The organism is Pseudomonas sp. WS 5146 (genome assembly GCF_012985495.1).
Classification (GTDB): domain Bacteria; phylum Pseudomonadota; class Gammaproteobacteria; order Pseudomonadales; family Pseudomonadaceae; genus Aquipseudomonas; species Aquipseudomonas edaphica.
Window position 1 is genome coordinate 241,563 of record NZ_JAAQWL010000003.1, and the last position, 17,142, is coordinate 258,704.

Annotated in this window: 15 protein-coding genes and 1 pseudogene; 11 read left to right on the forward strand and 5 right to left on the reverse strand. The window is 58.2% G+C overall.

The genetic code is table 11. The annotated features are described in order from the left end of the window. Positions 1–34: 34 nt before the first annotated feature. From HBO41_RS09935 to HBO41_RS09950, 4 genes are all read right to left on the reverse strand, one after another. Positions 35–3,109: an efflux RND transporter permease subunit gene (locus tag HBO41_RS09935; RefSeq protein WP_169986005.1), complete on the reverse strand. Its 3,075-nt coding sequence runs from the start codon at positions 3,107–3,109 to the stop codon at positions 35–37. A gap of 9 nt (positions 3,110–3,118) precedes the next feature. Continuing rightward, positions 3,119–4,231 (reverse strand): efflux RND transporter periplasmic adaptor subunit, encoded by a 1,113-nt coding sequence (locus HBO41_RS09940; RefSeq protein ID WP_169986431.1) that lies wholly within the window; start codon positions 4,229–4,231, stop codon positions 3,119–3,121. Between the two features lie 94 nt (positions 4,232–4,325). Further along, a complete protein-coding gene (locus tag HBO41_RS09945; protein WP_099549766.1) occupies positions 4,326–5,906 on the reverse strand; it encodes an efflux transporter outer membrane subunit in 1,581 nt (526 codons plus the stop codon). A gap of 399 nt (positions 5,907–6,305) precedes the next feature. After that, positions 6,306–7,565 carry a PD-(D/E)XK nuclease family protein gene (locus HBO41_RS09950; RefSeq protein ID WP_262380261.1) on the reverse strand — a complete coding sequence of 420 codons (1,260 nt, stop codon included), beginning with the start codon at positions 7,563–7,565 and terminating at the stop codon, positions 6,306–6,308. 268 nt (positions 7,566–7,833) lie between these two features. Here HBO41_RS09950 and HBO41_RS09955 point away from each other — a divergent pair, with 268 nt between their 5' ends. From HBO41_RS09955 to HBO41_RS29395, 7 genes and pseudogenes are all read left to right on the forward strand, one after another. Beyond that, a complete protein-coding gene (locus HBO41_RS09955) occupies positions 7,834–8,232 on the forward strand; it encodes a cytidine deaminase (RefSeq protein WP_026013575.1) in 399 nt (132 codons plus the stop codon). A gap of 54 nt (positions 8,233–8,286) precedes the next feature. Continuing rightward, on the forward strand, positions 8,287–9,552 hold the full coding sequence (locus tag HBO41_RS09960) for a NupC/NupG family nucleoside CNT transporter (RefSeq protein WP_169986007.1): 1,266 nt from the start codon (positions 8,287–8,289) through the stop codon (positions 9,550–9,552). Between the two features lie 10 nt (positions 9,553–9,562). Then, a complete protein-coding gene (gene deoA / locus HBO41_RS09965; RefSeq protein WP_099549764.1) occupies positions 9,563–10,870 on the forward strand; it encodes a thymidine phosphorylase in 1,308 nt (435 codons plus the stop codon). Continuing rightward, on the forward strand, positions 10,867–12,096 hold the full coding sequence (locus HBO41_RS09970) for a phosphopentomutase (protein ID WP_138454250.1): 1,230 nt from the start codon (positions 10,867–10,869) through the stop codon (positions 12,094–12,096). The genes deoA and HBO41_RS09970 overlap by 4 nt, the downstream gene beginning before the upstream one ends. Before the next feature lie 68 nt (positions 12,097–12,164). Continuing rightward, on the forward strand, positions 12,165–12,791 hold the full coding sequence (locus HBO41_RS09975) for a dTMP kinase (protein ID WP_169986009.1): 627 nt from the start codon (positions 12,165–12,167) through the stop codon (positions 12,789–12,791). A gap of 311 nt (positions 12,792–13,102) precedes the next feature. Beyond that, entirely contained in the window at positions 13,103–13,252 is a 150-nt protein-coding gene (locus HBO41_RS29390; RefSeq protein ID WP_177033032.1) for a hypothetical protein, read from the forward strand. A 12-nt stretch (positions 13,253–13,264) separates the two neighbouring features. After that, positions 13,265–13,759: pseudogene (locus tag HBO41_RS29395) on the forward strand (hypothetical protein); the annotation flags it as partial. On the opposite strand, the gene HBO41_RS29805 reads toward HBO41_RS29395, so the two are convergent. Continuing rightward, positions 13,659–13,904 carry a carbon storage regulator gene (locus tag HBO41_RS29805; protein WP_407073958.1) on the reverse strand — a complete coding sequence of 82 codons (246 nt, stop codon included), beginning with the start codon at positions 13,902–13,904 and terminating at the stop codon, positions 13,659–13,661. The pseudogene HBO41_RS29395 and the gene HBO41_RS29805 sit on opposite strands and share 101 nt — an antisense overlap. A gap of 261 nt (positions 13,905–14,165) precedes the next feature. Here HBO41_RS29805 and HBO41_RS09990 point away from each other — a divergent pair, with 261 nt between their 5' ends. The 4 genes from HBO41_RS09990 to HBO41_RS10005 all read left to right on the forward strand — a co-directional run bounded on the left by HBO41_RS09990 (position 14,166) and on the right by HBO41_RS10005 (position 17,142). After that, positions 14,166–14,798: a response regulator transcription factor gene (locus HBO41_RS09990; protein WP_169986013.1), complete on the forward strand. Its 633-nt coding sequence runs from the start codon at positions 14,166–14,168 to the stop codon at positions 14,796–14,798. Positions 14,799–15,038: 240 nt separating this feature from the next. Continuing rightward, a complete protein-coding gene (locus HBO41_RS09995; RefSeq protein WP_161905785.1) occupies positions 15,039–15,545 on the forward strand; it encodes a fimbrial protein in 507 nt (168 codons plus the stop codon). A 225-nt stretch (positions 15,546–15,770) separates the two neighbouring features. Next, positions 15,771–16,316 (forward strand): fimbrial protein, encoded by a 546-nt coding sequence (locus HBO41_RS10000; protein ID WP_169986015.1) that lies wholly within the window; start codon positions 15,771–15,773, stop codon positions 16,314–16,316. A gap of 82 nt (positions 16,317–16,398) precedes the next feature. Then, positions 16,399–17,142: a molecular chaperone gene (locus HBO41_RS10005; protein ID WP_161905783.1), complete on the forward strand. Its 744-nt coding sequence runs from the start codon at positions 16,399–16,401 to the stop codon at positions 17,140–17,142.

Genomic DNA, 17,142 nt, shown 5'->3' on the forward strand with positions numbered 1-17,142 from the left:
CCGCCTCGGTGGTCAGCGTGGGTGAGCGCTCAGGTTACCGGCTGTGGTCAGGCACCGCCACGGGCACGGATCCCGGTTGTTCGGCGTCCTTATGATGGGTTTCACCAATAAACATATACATCGCCGGCACCATAAACAGCGTCAGCAACGTGCCGATCGACAGCCCGCTGAAGATCACCAGGCCCATATCATGCCGCCCCGCAGCGCCAGCGCCCGACGCCCACACCAAGGGCACCACGCCCAACACCATGGCGGCGGTGGTCATCAGGATCGGCCGCAGCCGCACCGCCGCCGCTTCTTCAATCGCCTCACGCTTGCTGTGACCAGCGCGCTGCAATTCGTTGGCAAACTGCACGATCAGGATGCCGTGCTTGGTGATCAGCCCCAGCAACGTCACCAAACCGACCTGGGTGTACACGTTGATCGAGGCGTAGCCCATGGTGATAAAGGCCAGGGCGCCGAACAGGGCAGGCGGCACCGAGAACAGAATCACCACCGGGTCGCGAAAGCTCTCGAACTGGAACGCCAGCGCCAGGTAAACGATCAGGATCGAAAACAACAGCAGCCCGACGAAGCCGCCAGACTCCTGAATGAACTGGCGCGACTCGCCGGAGAAATCCGAGGTGTAGCCCGACGGTGCCACGTTGGTGAGGATGGTATTGAGCTTGGCCAGCAACTCGCCCTGGGCCACGCCGCTGACGCCCGATAGCGTTGCCGAGTTGAGTTGCTGGAAGTGGTTGATCGATTCCGGCTGGGTCGAGGTCTCGATGTGCGCCACCGTGCGCGCCTGGATCATGCTGCCCGAAGGCGTGCGGATGTAGTAATCGAGAATCTGGTCCGGGTTGAGGCGGTCGACTTGCAACACCTGGGGAATGACTTTGTAGGAGCGCCCGGCGGTGGAGAAGTAGTTCACATAATTGCCACCCAGTGCCGCCGACAGCGCGGCACCTACATCGGCCTGGGTCATGCCCAGCGCGGCGATTTTTTCGCGGTCCACCACCAGCTTGGCTTGAGGTTTGTCGAGTTTCAAATCCATGTCGGAGAACCAGAACAGCTGCTGTTTCTGTGCCTCGGCCATCACCGCCTGCGCCACTTCGTTGAGGTTTTCCACCGAATCGGTGGTGGTGATGACAAACTGCACCGGCAGCCCTTGGGCGCCCGGCAGCGAGGGCAGCGGGAAGGCCGCAATGGTGGCGCCCGGCACCTGGTTCCACTTTTGCTGCAAATCCAGAATCAGTTGGGCCTGGGAGCGTGTGCGCTCATCCCAGGTTTTAAGCAACACGCCGCCCAGGCCCTGGTTGAGCGCGGGCAGGCCGGTGAGCTGGAACATCTGCGCGTATTCCGGCTCTTTATTGGCGATCTGGAAGGCCTGGTCGGCAATCCGCTCCATCTGCTGCGGTGAGGCGGTGGGTGGGCCTTTGATCTGCATAAACACCAGCCCTTGGTCCTCGGTGGGCGACAGCTCACTCTTGGCCGTCATGCCACTGGCGGCCACCAGCAAGAACAGCACAAAACCAAAGGTCACCAGCACCGGCCAGATATTCAGGCCGCCCGCCAGCACGCGGTGGTAACGCTTGCGCAACCAGTCAAAATAGTCATCGAGCTTGCGCGCGAAACGACCTTCTTCCTGCCCTGGTTTGAACAACTTGGAGGTCATCATCGGTGAAAGGGTCAACGCCACCACGGCCGACACGGTCACAGCGCCCGCCAGCGAGAAACAGAACTCCTTGAACAATGCGCCCGTCAGCCCGCTGCGCAGCCCGATCGGCACATAGGCGGCAATCAGCACCACCGTCATCGCGATGATCGGCCCGCCCAACTCCCGCGCCGCCACCAGCGCGGCCTCCAGCACGCCTTTGCCTTCTTCCTTGATGTGCCGGTCGACGTTTTCCACCACGATAATCGCGTCGTCCACCACCAGGCCGATGGCCAACACCAATGCCAGCAAGGTCAGCAGGTTGATCGAATAACCCAGCAGGTACATGACAAAGAAGGTGCCGACCAGCGACAACGGGATCGCCACCAACGGCACAATCACCGCGCGGAACGAACCGAGGAACAGATAGATCACCACCGACACAATGATCATGGCCTCGACCAGGGTCTTCACCACCTCGTAAATCGAGGTGTTAATAAACGCGGTGGAGTCATACACAATTTCGCCGCGCACGCCGGCCGGCAGTTGCGATTGCAACTCAGGGAATGCCTCGCGCACGCTGCTGGCGACGGTGAGGATGTTGGCGGTGGGCGCCGCCTTGATGCCGATAAACACCGAGCGCTTGCCGGAAAACGCCACGCTGCTGTCATAGTTCTCGGCGCCAAGGGTGACGGTGGCCACATCCTCCAGGTACACCAGCGCATCGCCTTTCTGCTTGATCACCAGCCGCTTGAACTCATCCACTGTGTGCAAATCGGTGCCGGCGGTGAGGTCGACCGTCACGGTTTGCCCGCGTGTCGAACCAACGGCCGACAGGTAGTTATTGTTGGCCAGCGCCGTGGACACGTCCTGCGCGGTGACGTTATGCGCCGCCAGTTTGTCCGGGTCCAGCCAGGCGCGCAGGGCGAACTGGCGCCCGCCGAGGATCTCGGCGGTTTGCACGCCCTGGATCGAGTCCAGCTTGGGCTTGACCACCCGCACCAGGTAGTCGGTGATGTTATTGGTCGGCAGCGTGTCGCTGTAAAAACCCAGGTACATGGCGTCGGTGGTCTGCCCCACGGCAATGGTCAGCACCGGCTCCTGGGCTTGCGCCGGCAACTGGTTCTTGACCGAATTGACCTGTGTGTTGATCTCGGTAAGGGCTTTGCTGGCGTCGTAGTTCAGCCGCAGCGTGGCGGTGATGGTGGAGATGCCGGTGATGCTCGACGAAGCCAGGTAGTCGATGCCCTGGGCCTGGGCAATCGCCGATTCCAGCGGTTGGGTAATAAAACCGGCGACCGTGGAGGCGTCGGCGCCGTAGTAGGAGGTGGTGATGGTGACCACGGTATTTTCGGTGCGCGGCCATTGATTCACCGGCAGTTCAAAAATCGAGCGCAGCCCCAGGATCAGAATGAACAGCGAGACGACGATGGCCCACACCGGTCGCTGGATAAAGGTATCGGTAAGCTTCATGGGACACCTTTAATGTTCTTGGGGCGTCGGCGCCGGGTCGTTCAGCGGCGCGACGCTGTTGTCGACCTTCACCGGCGAGCCGTTCTTGAGCTTCATCTGGCCGCTGGTGATCAACAGATCGCCTTCCTTGACGCCGGACAGGATCGCGACCTGATCGCCACGGGTCGGCCCAGTCTTGATAAAGGTCTGTTGCGCGGTGAGCACCTCGTCACCCTTGTCATTCTTGCTCGAGGTGGCAATGAACACCGTGGTGCCATACGGGTTGTAGGTCACCGACGTTTGCGGGACGGTGAGGTAGCGTTGGGTGGCGCCCGAGCTGACCACGGCACGGGCAAACATGCCGGGCACCAGGTTTTGCTTGGGGTTCTCCACGGTTGCTTCAACGGTAATGTTGCGCGTGGTGGCATCGAACTGGGTGTCGATGGTGCTGATACGGCCCTTGAACGTCTGGTTGGACAGGCCGTCAGCCGTTACCGCGACGCTTTGGCCAATGGCGATGGCTTCCATCTGCGTCTGCGGTACGCTGAAGTCGATATAGACAGGATCAAATGTCTGCAACGTGGCGATCTTGTCGCCGGGGTTGAGGTATTGGCCGGGGTTGACGCTGGTGATACCGATGCGCCCGGCAAACGGTGCGCGAATGGTCTTTTTCGCCACCAGCGCACGCTGCTGCTCGGCGGCGGCAAGCTTGGCCTTCAAGTCGGCGGTGTCGCTGTCGACCTGGGCCTGGGAGATTGCGTTGACCGCCAGTTGCGCCTTGTCGCGCTTGAGCACGATGACGGCGAGGTCGGCTGTGGCCTCGAGCGAGTGCAGTTGCGCGATGTCGGAGTCGGCATTCAACTGCACCAGCAGTGCCTGGGCTTCGACATCCTGGCCCGGCTTAAACCCGATGGTGCGCACAATGCCGCCCACCTCGGTGGTCACATCCACGCCGCGCACGGCTTTCATCGAGCCCACTGCCGAGACGCTGGGTTGCCAATCGCTGAATGGCACCTGCATCGCCGTCACCACCGCTGCAGGCAAGGGCTGTTTGGACTGGGCGATCAGCGCCGAGATCTGCACGAACTTCACCCCGGCAATGATCGCGACAATCACCAGCACCACCACGATCATGATCAGCATCGGCCGCCACAGTCGCCGCTTGCGCGGACCATTGGGGGCCGGTGGTGGGGCAGAGACAGGGGTGACTTCAGCCATGGGGTTTCTCACTGTTGATTCAGTTGAGCCGCGCGGCATCGGCCGGCGCGGCTTTGCTCTTGGCCGGCATGATTTCCTGCCACGACGGCAGGCCGAAGCGATCCGGGCTGCCCTTGGTATCCGGGTTCACATCCGTACGGTTCCACCAGCCGCCACCCAACGCCTGGAACAGCGCCGTGGTGTCGCTGTAGCGGGCGGCCTGGGCCTTCACGCGTGACAGTGCAGTGTTTTGATAGGTCTGCTGGGCCGTGAGCAGGTTGATATAGGCCACCGCGCCGAGACGGAACTGGGCCTGGACCAGATCCAGGTTGGCCTGCGCGGAGCGCTCGGCCACGACCTGCTGGTTGAGCGAGTCGGCGTCGGCTTCCAGCGCCCGCAGTGCGTTGGCCACGTCCTGGAAGGCGGTCACCACCGTGCCGCGATAACGCGCCGCCGACTCGTCGTAAGCGGCCACGGCTGCGCGTTTACGGTGTTCGAGTGCGCCAGCGTCAAAGATCGGCTGGGTGATTGAACCCGCCAGGCTCCACACGCCGGAGCCCGATGAAAACAGTTTGGTGCCGCTTGCCACCGTGGAGCCCAGCGAGCCGGTAATGCTGAACTGCGGCAACTGGTTGGCGACAGCCACGCCGATATTGGCACTGGCCTGATGCAGTTGAGCCTCGGCGGAACGCACATCCGGGCGCTGGCCCACAATGGCCGACGGCAGGCTCACCGGCAGTTCTTCGGGCAGCTGCAAGGACGCCAGGTTGAAGCGTTCGCCCTGGTCCTGATTCGGGAAGCGCCCCAGGTAGGCCATCAACTGATTGCGTGTCTGCGCCAATTGCTTTTGCAACGGCGGCAAGGTCGCACGGGTTTGCGCCAGTGCGGTTTGCTGGGTCAGCACGTCGGAATCGCCAATCGCCCCCAAACGCCGCTGGGCTTGCAGCAGGTCAAGCTGGCCGCCCTGCAGGCGGATGATTTCCTCGGTAGACGCGATTTGATCACGCACAGACGCGAGGCTGATGGCGGTATTGACCACATTGGCAGTCAGGGTCAGGTAAGTCGCCTCCAGCTGGAAGCGCTGGTATTCGGCCTGCGCCGTGGTCGACTCGATTTGCCGGCGCGTACCGCCAAACACATCCGGGGCATAGGAGACGCTCAGCGACGCTGAACTGACGGTCAGTATTGGCGATTGCGGCACGCCGGAGGTGACTCCCGAGACTTTCTCACGGGCCTTCTGCACATTGCCGCTCACCGACGGGAACAACGAAGCTTGATCGGCATAGATCAGCTCGTTGGCCTGGCGCAAAGCGGCTTGCGCGGCGCTCACATCCGGGTTGGCCTTCAAGGCTTCTTCGACCAATGCGTTCAAGGCGGGCGAACGAAACAGCGTCCACCATTGGCCAGGAATATCCATCCCGGCGATCAGCCGCTGCGCGGCGCCACCGGTGTCGATATCGGCGTGGGCGGTGGTGGTGAGTTTTTCTTTTGAATAGTCGGCGTTCGCGGCCACATCGGGTCGGGCGAAATCCGGCCCGACGGTGCAGCCGGCGAGGGCCAGGCACAGGAGGCTAAGCGGAGCGAGAACGTGTGATACACGCTGCCGAGGCTGCTCTTTCATGTTGACTCTATTAATCAGTTGGCTAACTGTTTTTTTGTTGAGCAATGACTGCAGGTACATCAGGGACGCTGGACTCAAACCAGTGTAGGTGGTGCCGGGCGCTATGCAATGTCGGTACCTGAGTTTCGGCGGAACCGATGGCTATAAAATGCATTATCCGCATTGTTCTGTGTTTATTATATGCATTGTGAGTATTTTATGCGGGGTGATCAGTCCCTCATCTTCTCTGTCCTTATAAACAGGCATTTGGAGGTTTATCGCACGGCGTATGAAGGCACGACGTTGCGCGAGAGTTTGGGGTTGGGCGTTGCGTAGAGGGTTTTGGGCGCGCGTGGCCTGTTGCAACTTATCAGCGCAGGCCACCGTACCTGCAATAACAGACTCGAGGTTGCAACGGGCTCAACCCTGTCGAGGGTTGAGCAGTGTCCAGTCAAACTCGAGTTGCACACGCTTGACCATTTCGATGACCTGATAGGCAAAACCTGTCGGCTCACGGTCATTGAGCATTAGCCAGGCATCCGGATCAACGCTCCAGTCCGATGCAATGGGCAGCGAGGAGAATGCGCGGGCGTCGTATGTCCACCAGGGCCACCATTTCGTCGTGCCGCCTGACACATCACACAGTGCGTCCATGTGTTTACCGAGCCGCTGAACATCCAGCTCAGCATGTTCACCTTCGTCCCAGCGGCATATCCCGAAATAGAGCCTGCCGTGATTACCCCGATCAAACGCCCAGCCGAGGCCAAACAGGTGTGAGGGATCAAAACGAATACTGAACGACCCTTGCGGCGAACCGTCCAGCAATGTCTGGTCCCAAAACAACTCAGCATTTAAGTGACTAAGGTTGAGTTTCAGGTGAGCCAGAAAGCCTCGCCACATTTCGCGCTTGGCCTCACGCAACTGCTGGGAAATCAAGAATGCAGCCTTGATGTTTTTGTCATTGCGCAGCAACAAACGCGTGAGTTCCTGGGTTGTGTCCAAATGCCGTTCTCCATTGATGTGTTGATCTACAAACTGGGCGAGCGCCTCAACGAACACCCTTACTGAGTTTGCCCGCGTATGACGCGCACAGTCTTCGAGCCACGCCTTGAGACGGAAGAAATCAAAGGTGACGATCCGTTCAGCGAGTGAGGCTGGCGTGCCCGTGGGGAGGCTGCGTTCGCAAACATCACCATTGCTTAGGTAGATGAGCAACCACTCATCACCATGCTGCTTGTTAAGGTAGATTGCGTAGTCGAGCAATTGGTTGGGTTGATCGGGCGCCCAAGGTTTGTTCTCGATTGCTACGCTGCCAGAACTGAAGCGCAGGTACATGTCCAGACGGCGACCGCTGGGCAGCCTGAACTCCGTGTGGTTGCTCTTGTGTTCCGCTGGCGCGGGGTGAAATTTCTGATCCTGAAACAGACGCAGGAAGCTGCTCAAATACAGATCACTCTGCCCGTGTGCGCCATTCGGATCGAGCAGCAAGCTCAGATAGGCGGAGAGGGCGTTCTCGTCGCTTCGCAAAAACGCCATGAGCTGAAAGTCAGGGGCCAATTGCGCCTGGTAGCGACGTTTGGCCTGTTGGTCCACGTCATACCAGAGATGGAACTCGTTAAGCAGATCTTCAACAGCGCCGATATTCATCTCAATCCTTGTTGTTCGCAAAAAATCCGGCATTACGATCGCCGCGCCCCATTTGAATGCGTTTGCTTCATCCAGGACCCAGGGTGGCGCAGGCGCTGGCAGGCACCCCGAAGGCAGTGTCAGGCAATAAAAGCGGAGCATACCTAGGGCATGGAGGATTTACGCGAAAGTAAAGATCCGGGTTTTGCCCGCAGGCAAAAATAAAGATTGAGTATTCACACCAAATGTTATTTTAATAACACCCATAAGAGCGTCACGACCTTCCTGGACGTGCTCGCAAAAAATGGGATGCACCCTGTAAATGACAATTGAACAGCGTTTGATGGAAGAGGCCAAGCGGGCGGCCGAACGCACGTATTCGCCTTATTCCAGGTTTCCGGTCGGCGCGGCATTGCTGACCGCCGATGGTGAGGTCGTACTGGGCTGCAACGTGGAGAACATCTCCTACGGGCTGACCAATTGTGCCGAACGCAGCGCTTTGTTCAGTGCCATCAGCCAGGGCCATGCGCCGGGCAGTTTCAGGGCCATCGCGGTTTACGCACCCAACGTTTCACTGATAAGCCCTTGCGGTGCCTGCCGCCAGGTGATGCTGGAGTTGATGGCCAAGGATGCAGTGGTGATTTGCCAGGGCAGTGACCCTGCCACCACGCGTACCTGGACCCTGGCGCAATTGTTGCCGGGTGCTTTCGACGCTTTCTAATCCTGGGCAGGCCAATTGGCCTGTGTCCGCTCGGTCCATTATTGAGACGCCTGCATGATCAGTCTTGTCGGAATAGCGACCCTTATTGTCATTGCCATTGCTTTATCCCACCAGCGACGCTCGATCAACTGGCGCACGGTTTCGGTCGCCTTTGTGATCCAGGTCCTGATCGGCGCTTTTGCGCTGTACGTGCCCTGGGGCCAGACGGTGCTCGCCGCGCTGTCGGGCGCGGTAGCCTCCCTGCAGCTCTACGCCAACAAAGGCATCGAGTTTCTGTTCGGCGGTTTGAGTTCACCGCATATGTTTGAAGTGTTCGGCAATGGCGGGTTTGTATTCGCTATCCGAGTGTTGCCGATGATTGTGTTCTTCGGCAGCTTTATCTCGGTGCTGTATTACATCGGCGTGATGGGCTGGATTATCCGGTTGGTGGGCGGCGGCCTGCGTCTGTTGCTGGGCACCAGTCGCGTCGAGTCGATGGTGGTGACGTCGGCGATTTTCATCGGCCAGTCGGAGGTGCCGCTGGTGGTACGGCCGTTCATTGCCAAGCTGACGCGCTCTGAGTTGTTCGCGGTGATGGTCGGCGGTTTTGCCGCGGTAGCAGGTTCGGTGCTGCTCGGTTACGCCGGGCTTGGGGTGGAACTCAAATACCTGATCGCCGCATGTTTCATGTCGGCGCCGGGGGCGTTGTTGATGGCCAAGCTTATGGAGCCTGAGACCGAAGCGGCGCGCACCGACGAGGTGATTGAAGAGCTGGGACAGGCCGAGAATCGGCCGACCAATATCATCGACGCGGCTGCCGAGGGCGCGCAGGTCGGCTTGCGCCTGGCCTTGGCGGTGGGCGCGATGCTGCTTTCGTTTATCGCGCTGATCGCCTTGTTCAACGGGCTGCTCGGTTGGGCGGGCAACTGGTTTGGCTACCCGCAGCTGACCTTGCAACTGGTGCTCGGGCACGTGTTGGCGCCGATCGCTTTTCTGCTCGGGGTGCCGTGGCATGAGGCAGTGCTGGCCGGCGGTTTTATCGGGGAAAAACTGGTGCTCAACGAGTTCGTCGCCTATGCCGACCTGGCCAACTACCTGACCGCGGACAAGGCCGCCGCAGCCGGGGTGCCGCTGTTGTCGGCACACACCCAAGTGATCGTCACCTTCGCCCTGTGCGGTTTTGCCAACCTGTCCTCGATTGCCATCCAAATGGGCGGCCTCACGGGTATCGCCCCGCAAAGGCGTCAAGAACTGGCGCGGCTGGGCCTGCGGGCCATGATCGGCGGTACGCTTTCGAACCTGATGAGCGCGGCGATTGTCGGCTTTTTCATTTCGCTGTAAGGAGCACAGTATGTGGTTGCCACAAGAAGTGATTCGCCGTAAGCGCGACGGGCATGCCCTGGCCGCTATCGACATTCAACGGTTTGTCGCCGGCATTGCCGACGGTAGCCTCAGCGATGGGCAAGTGGCGGCGTTCGCCATGGCGGTGTTCATCAAGGGCATGGACGTGAGCGAACGCATCGCCTTGACCGAGGCAATGCGCGATTCCGGCCAAATACTGAAGTGGGAGCTGCCGGGGCCGATAGTCGACAAGCATTCCACTGGCGGCGTCGGCGACATGATCAGCTTGTTGCTCGCGCCCTTGCTGGCGGCCTGTGGCTGTTACGTGCCGATGATCTCCGGGCGCGGCCTGGGGCATACCGGCGGCACCCTGGACAAGCTCGAAAGCATCCCCGGCTACGACTGCCAACCCAGCACCGAACGCCTGCGCGCGGTGGTGGCTGAAGTCGGCTGCGCGATCATCGGCCAGACCGCCAACCTGGCACCCGCGGACAAGCGTTTGTATGTGATCCGCGATGTCACCGGTTCCGTGGAGTCGATAGACCTGATCACCGCGTCGATCCTCGGCAAGAAACTCGCCGCCGGCCTCGATGTATTGATCATGGATGTGAAGACTGGCAACGGCGCCTTTATGGCTGAGCCTGAGCAGGCGCGAGCACTCGCCGCCAGCATCGTTGCGGTGGCCAACGGTGCCGGAGTCAACACCCGTGCCCTGATCACCGACATGGACCAGCCGCTGGCCCGCAGTGCCGGCAATGCCCTGGAAGTGGCTGAAGCGGTCGCTTTGCTCAAAGGCGAGGTGCGCAGTGAACGCCTGTGGGCAGTGACGTTGGCGCTGGCCACACAGGCACTGACGATGGCCGGCCTGGCGAGGGACGAGGCTCAGGCCCGTGATCAATTGCTTCAAGCCTGGCAGAGCGGCGCGGCCTTGCAGCGATTTGAGCAGATGGTTGTTGCGCTGGGCGGCCCGCAGGGTTTTACCGACAAACCCGATGAACATTTACCCAAGGCGGTCGTGTCGGTGCCGGTGTGGGCCGAGGAGGAGGGCTGTGTCACCGAGATCGACACCCGCGCCGTGGGGTTGGCGGTGGTGACATTGGGCGGTGGACGCAGCCATCCGGACGACGTGCTGGACCTGTCCGTGGGCTTCAGCGAGTTGGCCTTCGTCGGCGAACAGGTGAATGCAAAACGGCCCCTGGGCTGGGTTCACGCGCGCACCCAAGAGCAGGCCGGGCAGGGCGCATCCGCCTTGCGCGCAGCGTATCGGCTGGGCGGTGAACGCCTGGCCGCGCGCGAATTGATCCAGGCAATCCTATGAGCAAGGCCATCGTATTAGTGCTGGACTCATTGGGCATCGGCGCGAGTGCCGACGCCGCGCTGTTTGGCGATACCGGCGCCGACACCTTGCGCCATATCGCCGAAGCCTGTGCCCGTGGTGAGGCCGATGGGCCATTGCGCCGGGGACCTTTGAACCTGCCGAACCTGGGCCAGCTGGGATTGGGCGCCGCAGCGGCGGCCAGTGGCAATGGCCCGCTGCCAGGCAACTGGGGCGACGCGACACCGATCGGCGCCTTTGGCCATGCGCGCGAGCAATCATCCGGCAAGGACACGCCGTCCGGGCATTGGGAAATGATGGGCGTGCCAGTGTTGTTTGACTGGGGTTATTTCGAGCAGCCGACCGAGTCCTTTCCACCCCAACTGCTGGCCGACCTGATCGAGCGGGCAGGGTTGCCGGGCATCCTGGGCAATTGCCATGCCTCGGGCACCACGGTGCTGGACGATTTGGGTGAATTACACATCCGCAGCCAGCAGCCGATTTGCTACACCTCGGCCGACAGCGTGATGCAGATCGCCGCCCATGAAAGCCATTTCGGCCTTGAAGCGCTGTACCGAGTGTGTGAAATCGCGCGCACCTTGTGTGATGAATACACGGTCGGCAGGGTCATTGCCCGACCGTTCACCGGGGAGCACGCGGGCCAGTTCCGGCGCACCGGCAATCGCCGCGACTACACCGTGCCGCCACCGTCAGCGACGCTGCTTGATCGCCTCTGCGACGCCGGCGGCACCGTGCACGCGGTGGGCAAGATTGGCGATATTTTCGCTCACCGAGGCATCAGCCGGTTGTACAAGGCCGATGGCAACGACGCGCTGTTCGACGCCACGCTCAAGGCCTACCGGGAAGCACCTGACAACAGCCTGGTGTTTGCCAACTTCGTCGACTTCGACATGCTCTACGGACACCGCCGAGACCTGGCCGGCTACGCTGCCGCGCTGGAAGCCTTCGACCGCAGGCTGACGGAATTACTGGCGTTGATGGACTCGCAGACATTGTTGATCATCAGCGCCGACCACGGCTGCGACCCCTCGCGCCCGGGCAGCGACCATACCCGTGAGCATGTGCCCGTACTGGCTTATGGTGCAGGCGTGGCGGCGGGGTGGTTGGGCGAGCGAGCCAGCTTTGCCGATATCGGCCAGAGCCTGGCGGTGCACCTGGGGTTGGAGCCGTTGGCATGGGGCACGTCTTTTTTGCTGCGTGAGCCATAGCATCGACAAGCGTCATCGGCTTCAAACTACGTTAAGGTGCTCATCACTTATCCATCATTACGTGAAGCATGAATCGTCCATTATTTGTTTCCCTGGATGGGCCAAAAGGCACGGGTAAAACCACGCTGTTGGAAGCCGTTACCCAAGCACTGCGGGCAGACAACAAAAAGGTGATCCGTCTTTGCGAGAGAAAAAGCGATCCCTACAGGGCCGAAACCATGGCCCTGGTCAACGCACACGCCAGAAACCCTACCGATGATTCGGAGTGGAGAGTGTGTGAGCGCTTTGCGGATAGTCGGCTCTGGATTTCCCGGCACGTGCTGACTAAACAGCCAGCCGACAGCATTATCCTGATAGACCGTTGGTACCCCTCAGATGCCGCGTTTCGCCGGACAGTCCCGTTCGCCGACATATTGCAGTTAAACCTGGACCGACACGTACGAGTGCCAGACCTGCATGTGGGCGTTATCACCGACCCCGAGATTTCATGGTCGAGGGCCGCGCAACGACGGCGCGGGATGGGCAGTACGTTGATCCATACGCTGCAGGAGCATGTCGAGTGTACCCAGGCGTTTTTGCGAGCGGCGGGTGATCAGGGCTGGGTTTTGTGCCGTAATGAAGGGGCGATTGAACAGGCGACGGGGCAGGTGATTTCCGAGATCTACAAGGTCCTTAAGGCAGTCGAAGCAGGTTAGAGAAATTGCTCCTGCCATCCCGGCCCTGGGATGGCAGAGGTACACAGCCGATACTCGAAAACCTTCAAATGAGAATGGTGCGCAGGCCGCGCTGGGTCAAGCACTGCAGAACGCCGCAGCACAGCAGGCGCGTGGCGACACGCTGGAGCAGCAGTTAGTGCAACTGCGCTCACCACCGGTAAGCGAGCGCAAGACACGCGCGAGGAAACAGCCCGAGCCCAAGCCAGCGAAGTAAGCACGCCAGGCTATATATTCAGCTTACGGCACTCTAGCTTAAACGGTTGGGAATGACACAACGCAAGGAATGTTAGATGGATGAATTGGGTTTCGCTAATGACCGGCCGATCAAGGCTGCCGAGCGGGATCTGCTGAGGCGATCAGCTTTTGCTAAAACCCTCGCGGCGGCGATTGTCGGTTGGAAAAACCAAGAGAGCCGGGTGATTACCCTGACGGGGCTATAAGGCAGCGGCAAGAGTTCGATCAAGAATCTGGCCATGCAGGAGTTAATCGCCACGCCACAGCTTGAAGTCATCGAGTACAACCCTTGGGAGTGGACCGGCCAGGAGAAACTGAGCGCGTCGTTTTTCGACGAGGTGTCGCGCGCCATTCGGCGAAAGGACAAAAGCAATGACGACAAGAAACTGGCCAAGGTCCTGCGCCAGTATGGGCGAAGGATCAATGCCAGCGCAGAATTGGTTGACGGAATGACCCGCTACCTACCACTGTTTCTCGGTTCGCCGCCACGTCACGGTGCCCGATCGTTAAACACTCAGGGTATGCGTTCCCTCGGTCTACGTCATGAGTTATCAAAAGTATGCATTCGACCGGATGACAAGCTGTGCTCTGACAGACGGTTGTTTCGCACGATTAATCATCTAATCTTTTACTCGCGTCGAAGTGTGCCCCAATATCAGGAATCGCCCGTGCTTTACCTGTCTGGACTTTTCGCTTATCTGGCGAGAATATGAGTTCTGAGCGATAAATATGCACATCTTTCGGCGCCTCGAACCCTAACTGAACACTATTACCTCGAGTGGCTAGAACTCGCAGTTTAGTCTCGCAGCCCAAGTGACAGGTGTTACCGACATTCAAATTTATGATATCCATGCGCATTGCTCTGTGGTGGTGGTCGCCTGCACATGATCCACGTGAACGAGCTGAAACTTAAATCAAAAACAATGAAAAACCAATTTAATTATCGGCCGAGAGCATGCCGTAAGCCGTGAGTCAGGCTGTCGAGCATCTTTACCATGATTTAGCTAAAAATAGAGTTTTTTAGATTTGAGCGCTCATGTTTTCGATTATTCTGGTGTGAATTTTATAGTTGGCTTGACTGACATCAGCGGCAAGCGTCTGTGACAGGCGGAATGAACGATGGAAGAAATTACAGCTGTTGCACTGAGCGGGCACTCTGAAAGGAGAGATAGGATAGCCGCTGTTTTGGAGCAAGCGTCTGTCAGCGTATTGATTAATACGCCGTGCTCGGTGAAGGTTGTTGAAGTAGCACGAATTAAACGCCCTGAAATTGCAGTGCTGGATATTCCTGCGTTCGATATCGAGGGCATCCATCTGATCAGGCAGATGCGTGAGGAGGACCGGGGGTTGAAAATAATTGTCCTGACAGAACAAAATCCCTTCCATTTTTCAGCGCGCTACAGGCGAGCCGGGGCAAGCGTACTGCTAAAAGCGTGTGGTGATATGGGGGGAGTCGCGTTTATTCTTCGAGCCATACGTTCGGGTTACGGTTATTTCGACTTTATTCATTCCCCCATAAAGACCCGCGAGCGATCTTTTGATAGTGATGCGGGCTTAATTGCAACGCTGACGGATCGCGAGCTGATGGTGTTTCAGCGCCTGGCAGCAGGATTGACCAATCAAAAGATTGCTGAAGAAATGAAAATTGGCAGTCGCTCTATCAGTGTTCATAAAACCAATATTTTCGAAAAAATCCAGCTGCAGTCAATGGCGCAATTAAACGCGTTAGCGGTTCGCAATAAGTTGATTTGATCGCCTGGCGCTCCTTCGTGCTCAAGGCCTGGCAGACCATCAAGATGGATTTATGTGTGAAAAGCTGTGATTCATTATTCTTGATTTGTGAAGCGCCGAATTGGGACTAGGGTTGCTTTAACGGAGGTGGCTACATGACTCGGCAAAACGCCGCCGTTCGTATCGTAGAGGGGTGAATGAATAATGATGTATAGATGCAATGCATGGGCAGTGACGGGTGGCCTGGTATCGCTGCTCGTAATGTCTGCCCAGACTGCCTTCGCTGCTGTAGCGATTGCAGGTGATGGCCAAATTCTGTTTGGTGGTAGTTTGGTGGCGGAGACATGCACCATTTCTGTCAACAATACGGTGGGTAGTACATCAAACATAGCGCTACCCAAGGTGAGTCGGACAGGTATGGTTGCAGAAGGCAGCACCAAGGGGGGTACTGGTTTTACGTTTAAACTGACAAGTTGTTCGGGAAGTACTGCTACTAAGGCGAAGGTATTTTTCCAAGGTGGGCCGCATGTCAATTCGGACGGCACACTGGGAAACACCATCACTGTCCATGGGGCCACGGGCGTCGCGCTAAAGTTATACGATGCTTCGATGAACCCCATTCTGATAGGAGACCCCTCTCAGTTAAATCAGCCAGCCACCACCTTTGGCGGTCTGATGGGATACACCGCTCAGTATGTTGTTAATAGCGATGCGGTAGGTTCCGGCCCATTTTCGACGAATGTAACGTATTCAATCAGCTACCAATGAAGAAGTGGGTAGTAACTTGAAGTGATTTTAAGAGATGGAGGTTATACCCTACGCGTTGGAGGAGGGCGTTGATCGGGTGGTGAATTGAAGTGTGAATGTTGTTTTTTGAGTTGTTCGAATGTCGTATAACATGATTGACTGATTGTGTCGCGCAATAGGAAGTGCGAAGGGCTCTTTATGTTGTGCTGCACCTGATTTTTAAGTTTAACCAAGGAAGTTCTTAAAATGAAACGTCAAATAATCGCTGTATCGTTGTTGATGGTTGCATCGTCTGTTCAGTTCGCTAATGCCGCTGCCAGTGACGGCACTATCAATTTTACGGGTGCAATTACTGCTGAAACGTGCACCATTAATGTTAATAACAATGGTTCGTCACCTAGTGTTATTTTGCCGACGGTCTCGACCGCAGGGATGAATGCAGTGGGCCTGACCAAAGGGAGTACTGCACTTAATTTTGCGCTGACTGCTTGTGCAGGAACGGCGTCGAATGCGTCTGTTTTTTTTCAAGGCGGCCCGGGTGTTACTGTGAACGGTACAGTGGCTAACACTGCGCCCGGCTCTAGTGCTGCAACGGGTATCGCGCTGCAAATCAACGATTCCAACAATGTTCAAGTGGCCATTGGCAGTTCCAATCAGCTGACATCGGGCCTCACGCCAATTGCAAGTGGCAATGCCTCAATGGCCTATACCGTTCAATATGTGACGACCAATGCAGCGCCAACAGCGGGTACGTTCGCGGGTGCCGTGATGTATTCCATCAACTACCAATAAGCAATAGCGTCCTGGCTTCTCTCGTTATCTTTGCCCATCAAGACAATAGCGGGAGGAGCCGGGCAGCCAGACAAGGGACTTTATGGCTTACTTCACGTTGATACGCCAAGGTGTAGTGGCAGCAATGATGTTAATGGCCTGTTGCCAAGCAATGGCCAGTGTTGTGATTAGCGGCACGCGTCTGATCTACCCCGCACACGAAACAGAAATTACCGTGACGCTGAAAAATAACGGTGAGTTGCCGGTATTAGTGCAAACCTGGGTTGACAGCGGCGACCCGGCGTCAAGTCCAACCCATTCAACCGCGCCTTTTGTGTTATCCCCTCCTGTTTTTCGTATGGACCCCAATAAAGGTCAGAGCGTGAGGATGATGTTCACCGGCGCGAGCGTGCCACAGGATAAAGAGTCGGTTTATTACTTCAACCTGCTTGAAGTGCCCGCCACCCCACCAGAGACCGGTACACCGGTCAACATATTGCAGATGGCCTTCCGTTCGCGAATCAAGATTTTCTACCGGCCCCAAACGCTAACGGGTGACGCATCGGACGCCATTGAGCGAGTTCAATGGCGGGTTGCTCGCCAGGCAGGTGGTATTGCATTGGTGGGGCATAACCCGACTGGTTTTCATATAACCGTGACCAGCGTGGTGTTAGTGGACGGTGAACAACGGTTTGCGGGGGGCAGCGAAATGATTGCGCCGGAGGCTACCCAAGCTTTTGTCTTGCCTGCGCTAAAGCATTTGCCAGGGCCTCAGGCCCAAGTGGAACTCAGCGCTATCAATGATTATGGCGCAGATGTGGTGATCAAACGGCCACTGGCGCCTTAG

Bases quoted from the DNA above. Each gene is read 5' to 3' on its own strand.
- HBO41_RS09990 (WP_169986013.1), top strand. From the start codon at position 14,166: ATGGAAGAAATTACAGCTGTTGCACTGAGCGGGCACTCTGAAAGGAGA.
- HBO41_RS09945 (WP_099549766.1), bottom strand. From the start codon at position 5,906: ATGAAAGAGCAGCCTCGGCAGCGTGTATCACACGTTCTCGCTCCGCTT.
- HBO41_RS09975 (WP_169986009.1), top strand. From the start codon at position 12,165: ATGAATCGTCCATTATTTGTTTCCCTGGATGGGCCAAAAGGCACGGGT.
- deoA (WP_099549764.1), top strand. From the start codon at position 9,563: ATGTGGTTGCCACAAGAAGTGATTCGCCGTAAGCGCGACGGGCATGCC.
- HBO41_RS09950 (WP_262380261.1), bottom strand. From the start codon at position 7,565: ATGCCGGATTTTTTGCGAACAACAAGGATTGAGATGAATATCGGCGCT.
- HBO41_RS09970 (WP_138454250.1), top strand. From the start codon at position 10,867: ATGAGCAAGGCCATCGTATTAGTGCTGGACTCATTGGGCATCGGCGCG.
- HBO41_RS09960 (WP_169986007.1), top strand. From the start codon at position 8,287: ATGATCAGTCTTGTCGGAATAGCGACCCTTATTGTCATTGCCATTGCT.
- HBO41_RS09995 (WP_161905785.1), top strand. From the start codon at position 15,039: ATGTCTGCCCAGACTGCCTTCGCTGCTGTAGCGATTGCAGGTGATGGC.
- HBO41_RS10000 (WP_169986015.1), top strand. From the start codon at position 15,771: ATGAAACGTCAAATAATCGCTGTATCGTTGTTGATGGTTGCATCGTCT.
- HBO41_RS29390 (WP_177033032.1), top strand. From the start codon at position 13,103: ATGGATGAATTGGGTTTCGCTAATGACCGGCCGATCAAGGCTGCCGAG.
- HBO41_RS09940 (WP_169986431.1), bottom strand. From the start codon at position 4,231: ATGCTGATCATGATCGTGGTGGTGCTGGTGATTGTCGCGATCATTGCC.
- HBO41_RS10005 (WP_161905783.1), top strand. From the start codon at position 16,399: ATGGCTTACTTCACGTTGATACGCCAAGGTGTAGTGGCAGCAATGATG.
- HBO41_RS09955 (WP_026013575.1), top strand. From the start codon at position 7,834: ATGACAATTGAACAGCGTTTGATGGAAGAGGCCAAGCGGGCGGCCGAA.
- HBO41_RS29805 (WP_407073958.1), bottom strand. From the start codon at position 13,904: ATGCGCATGGATATCATAAATTTGAATGTCGGTAACACCTGTCACTTG.
- HBO41_RS09935 (WP_169986005.1), bottom strand. From the start codon at position 3,109: ATGAAGCTTACCGATACCTTTATCCAGCGACCGGTGTGGGCCATCGTC.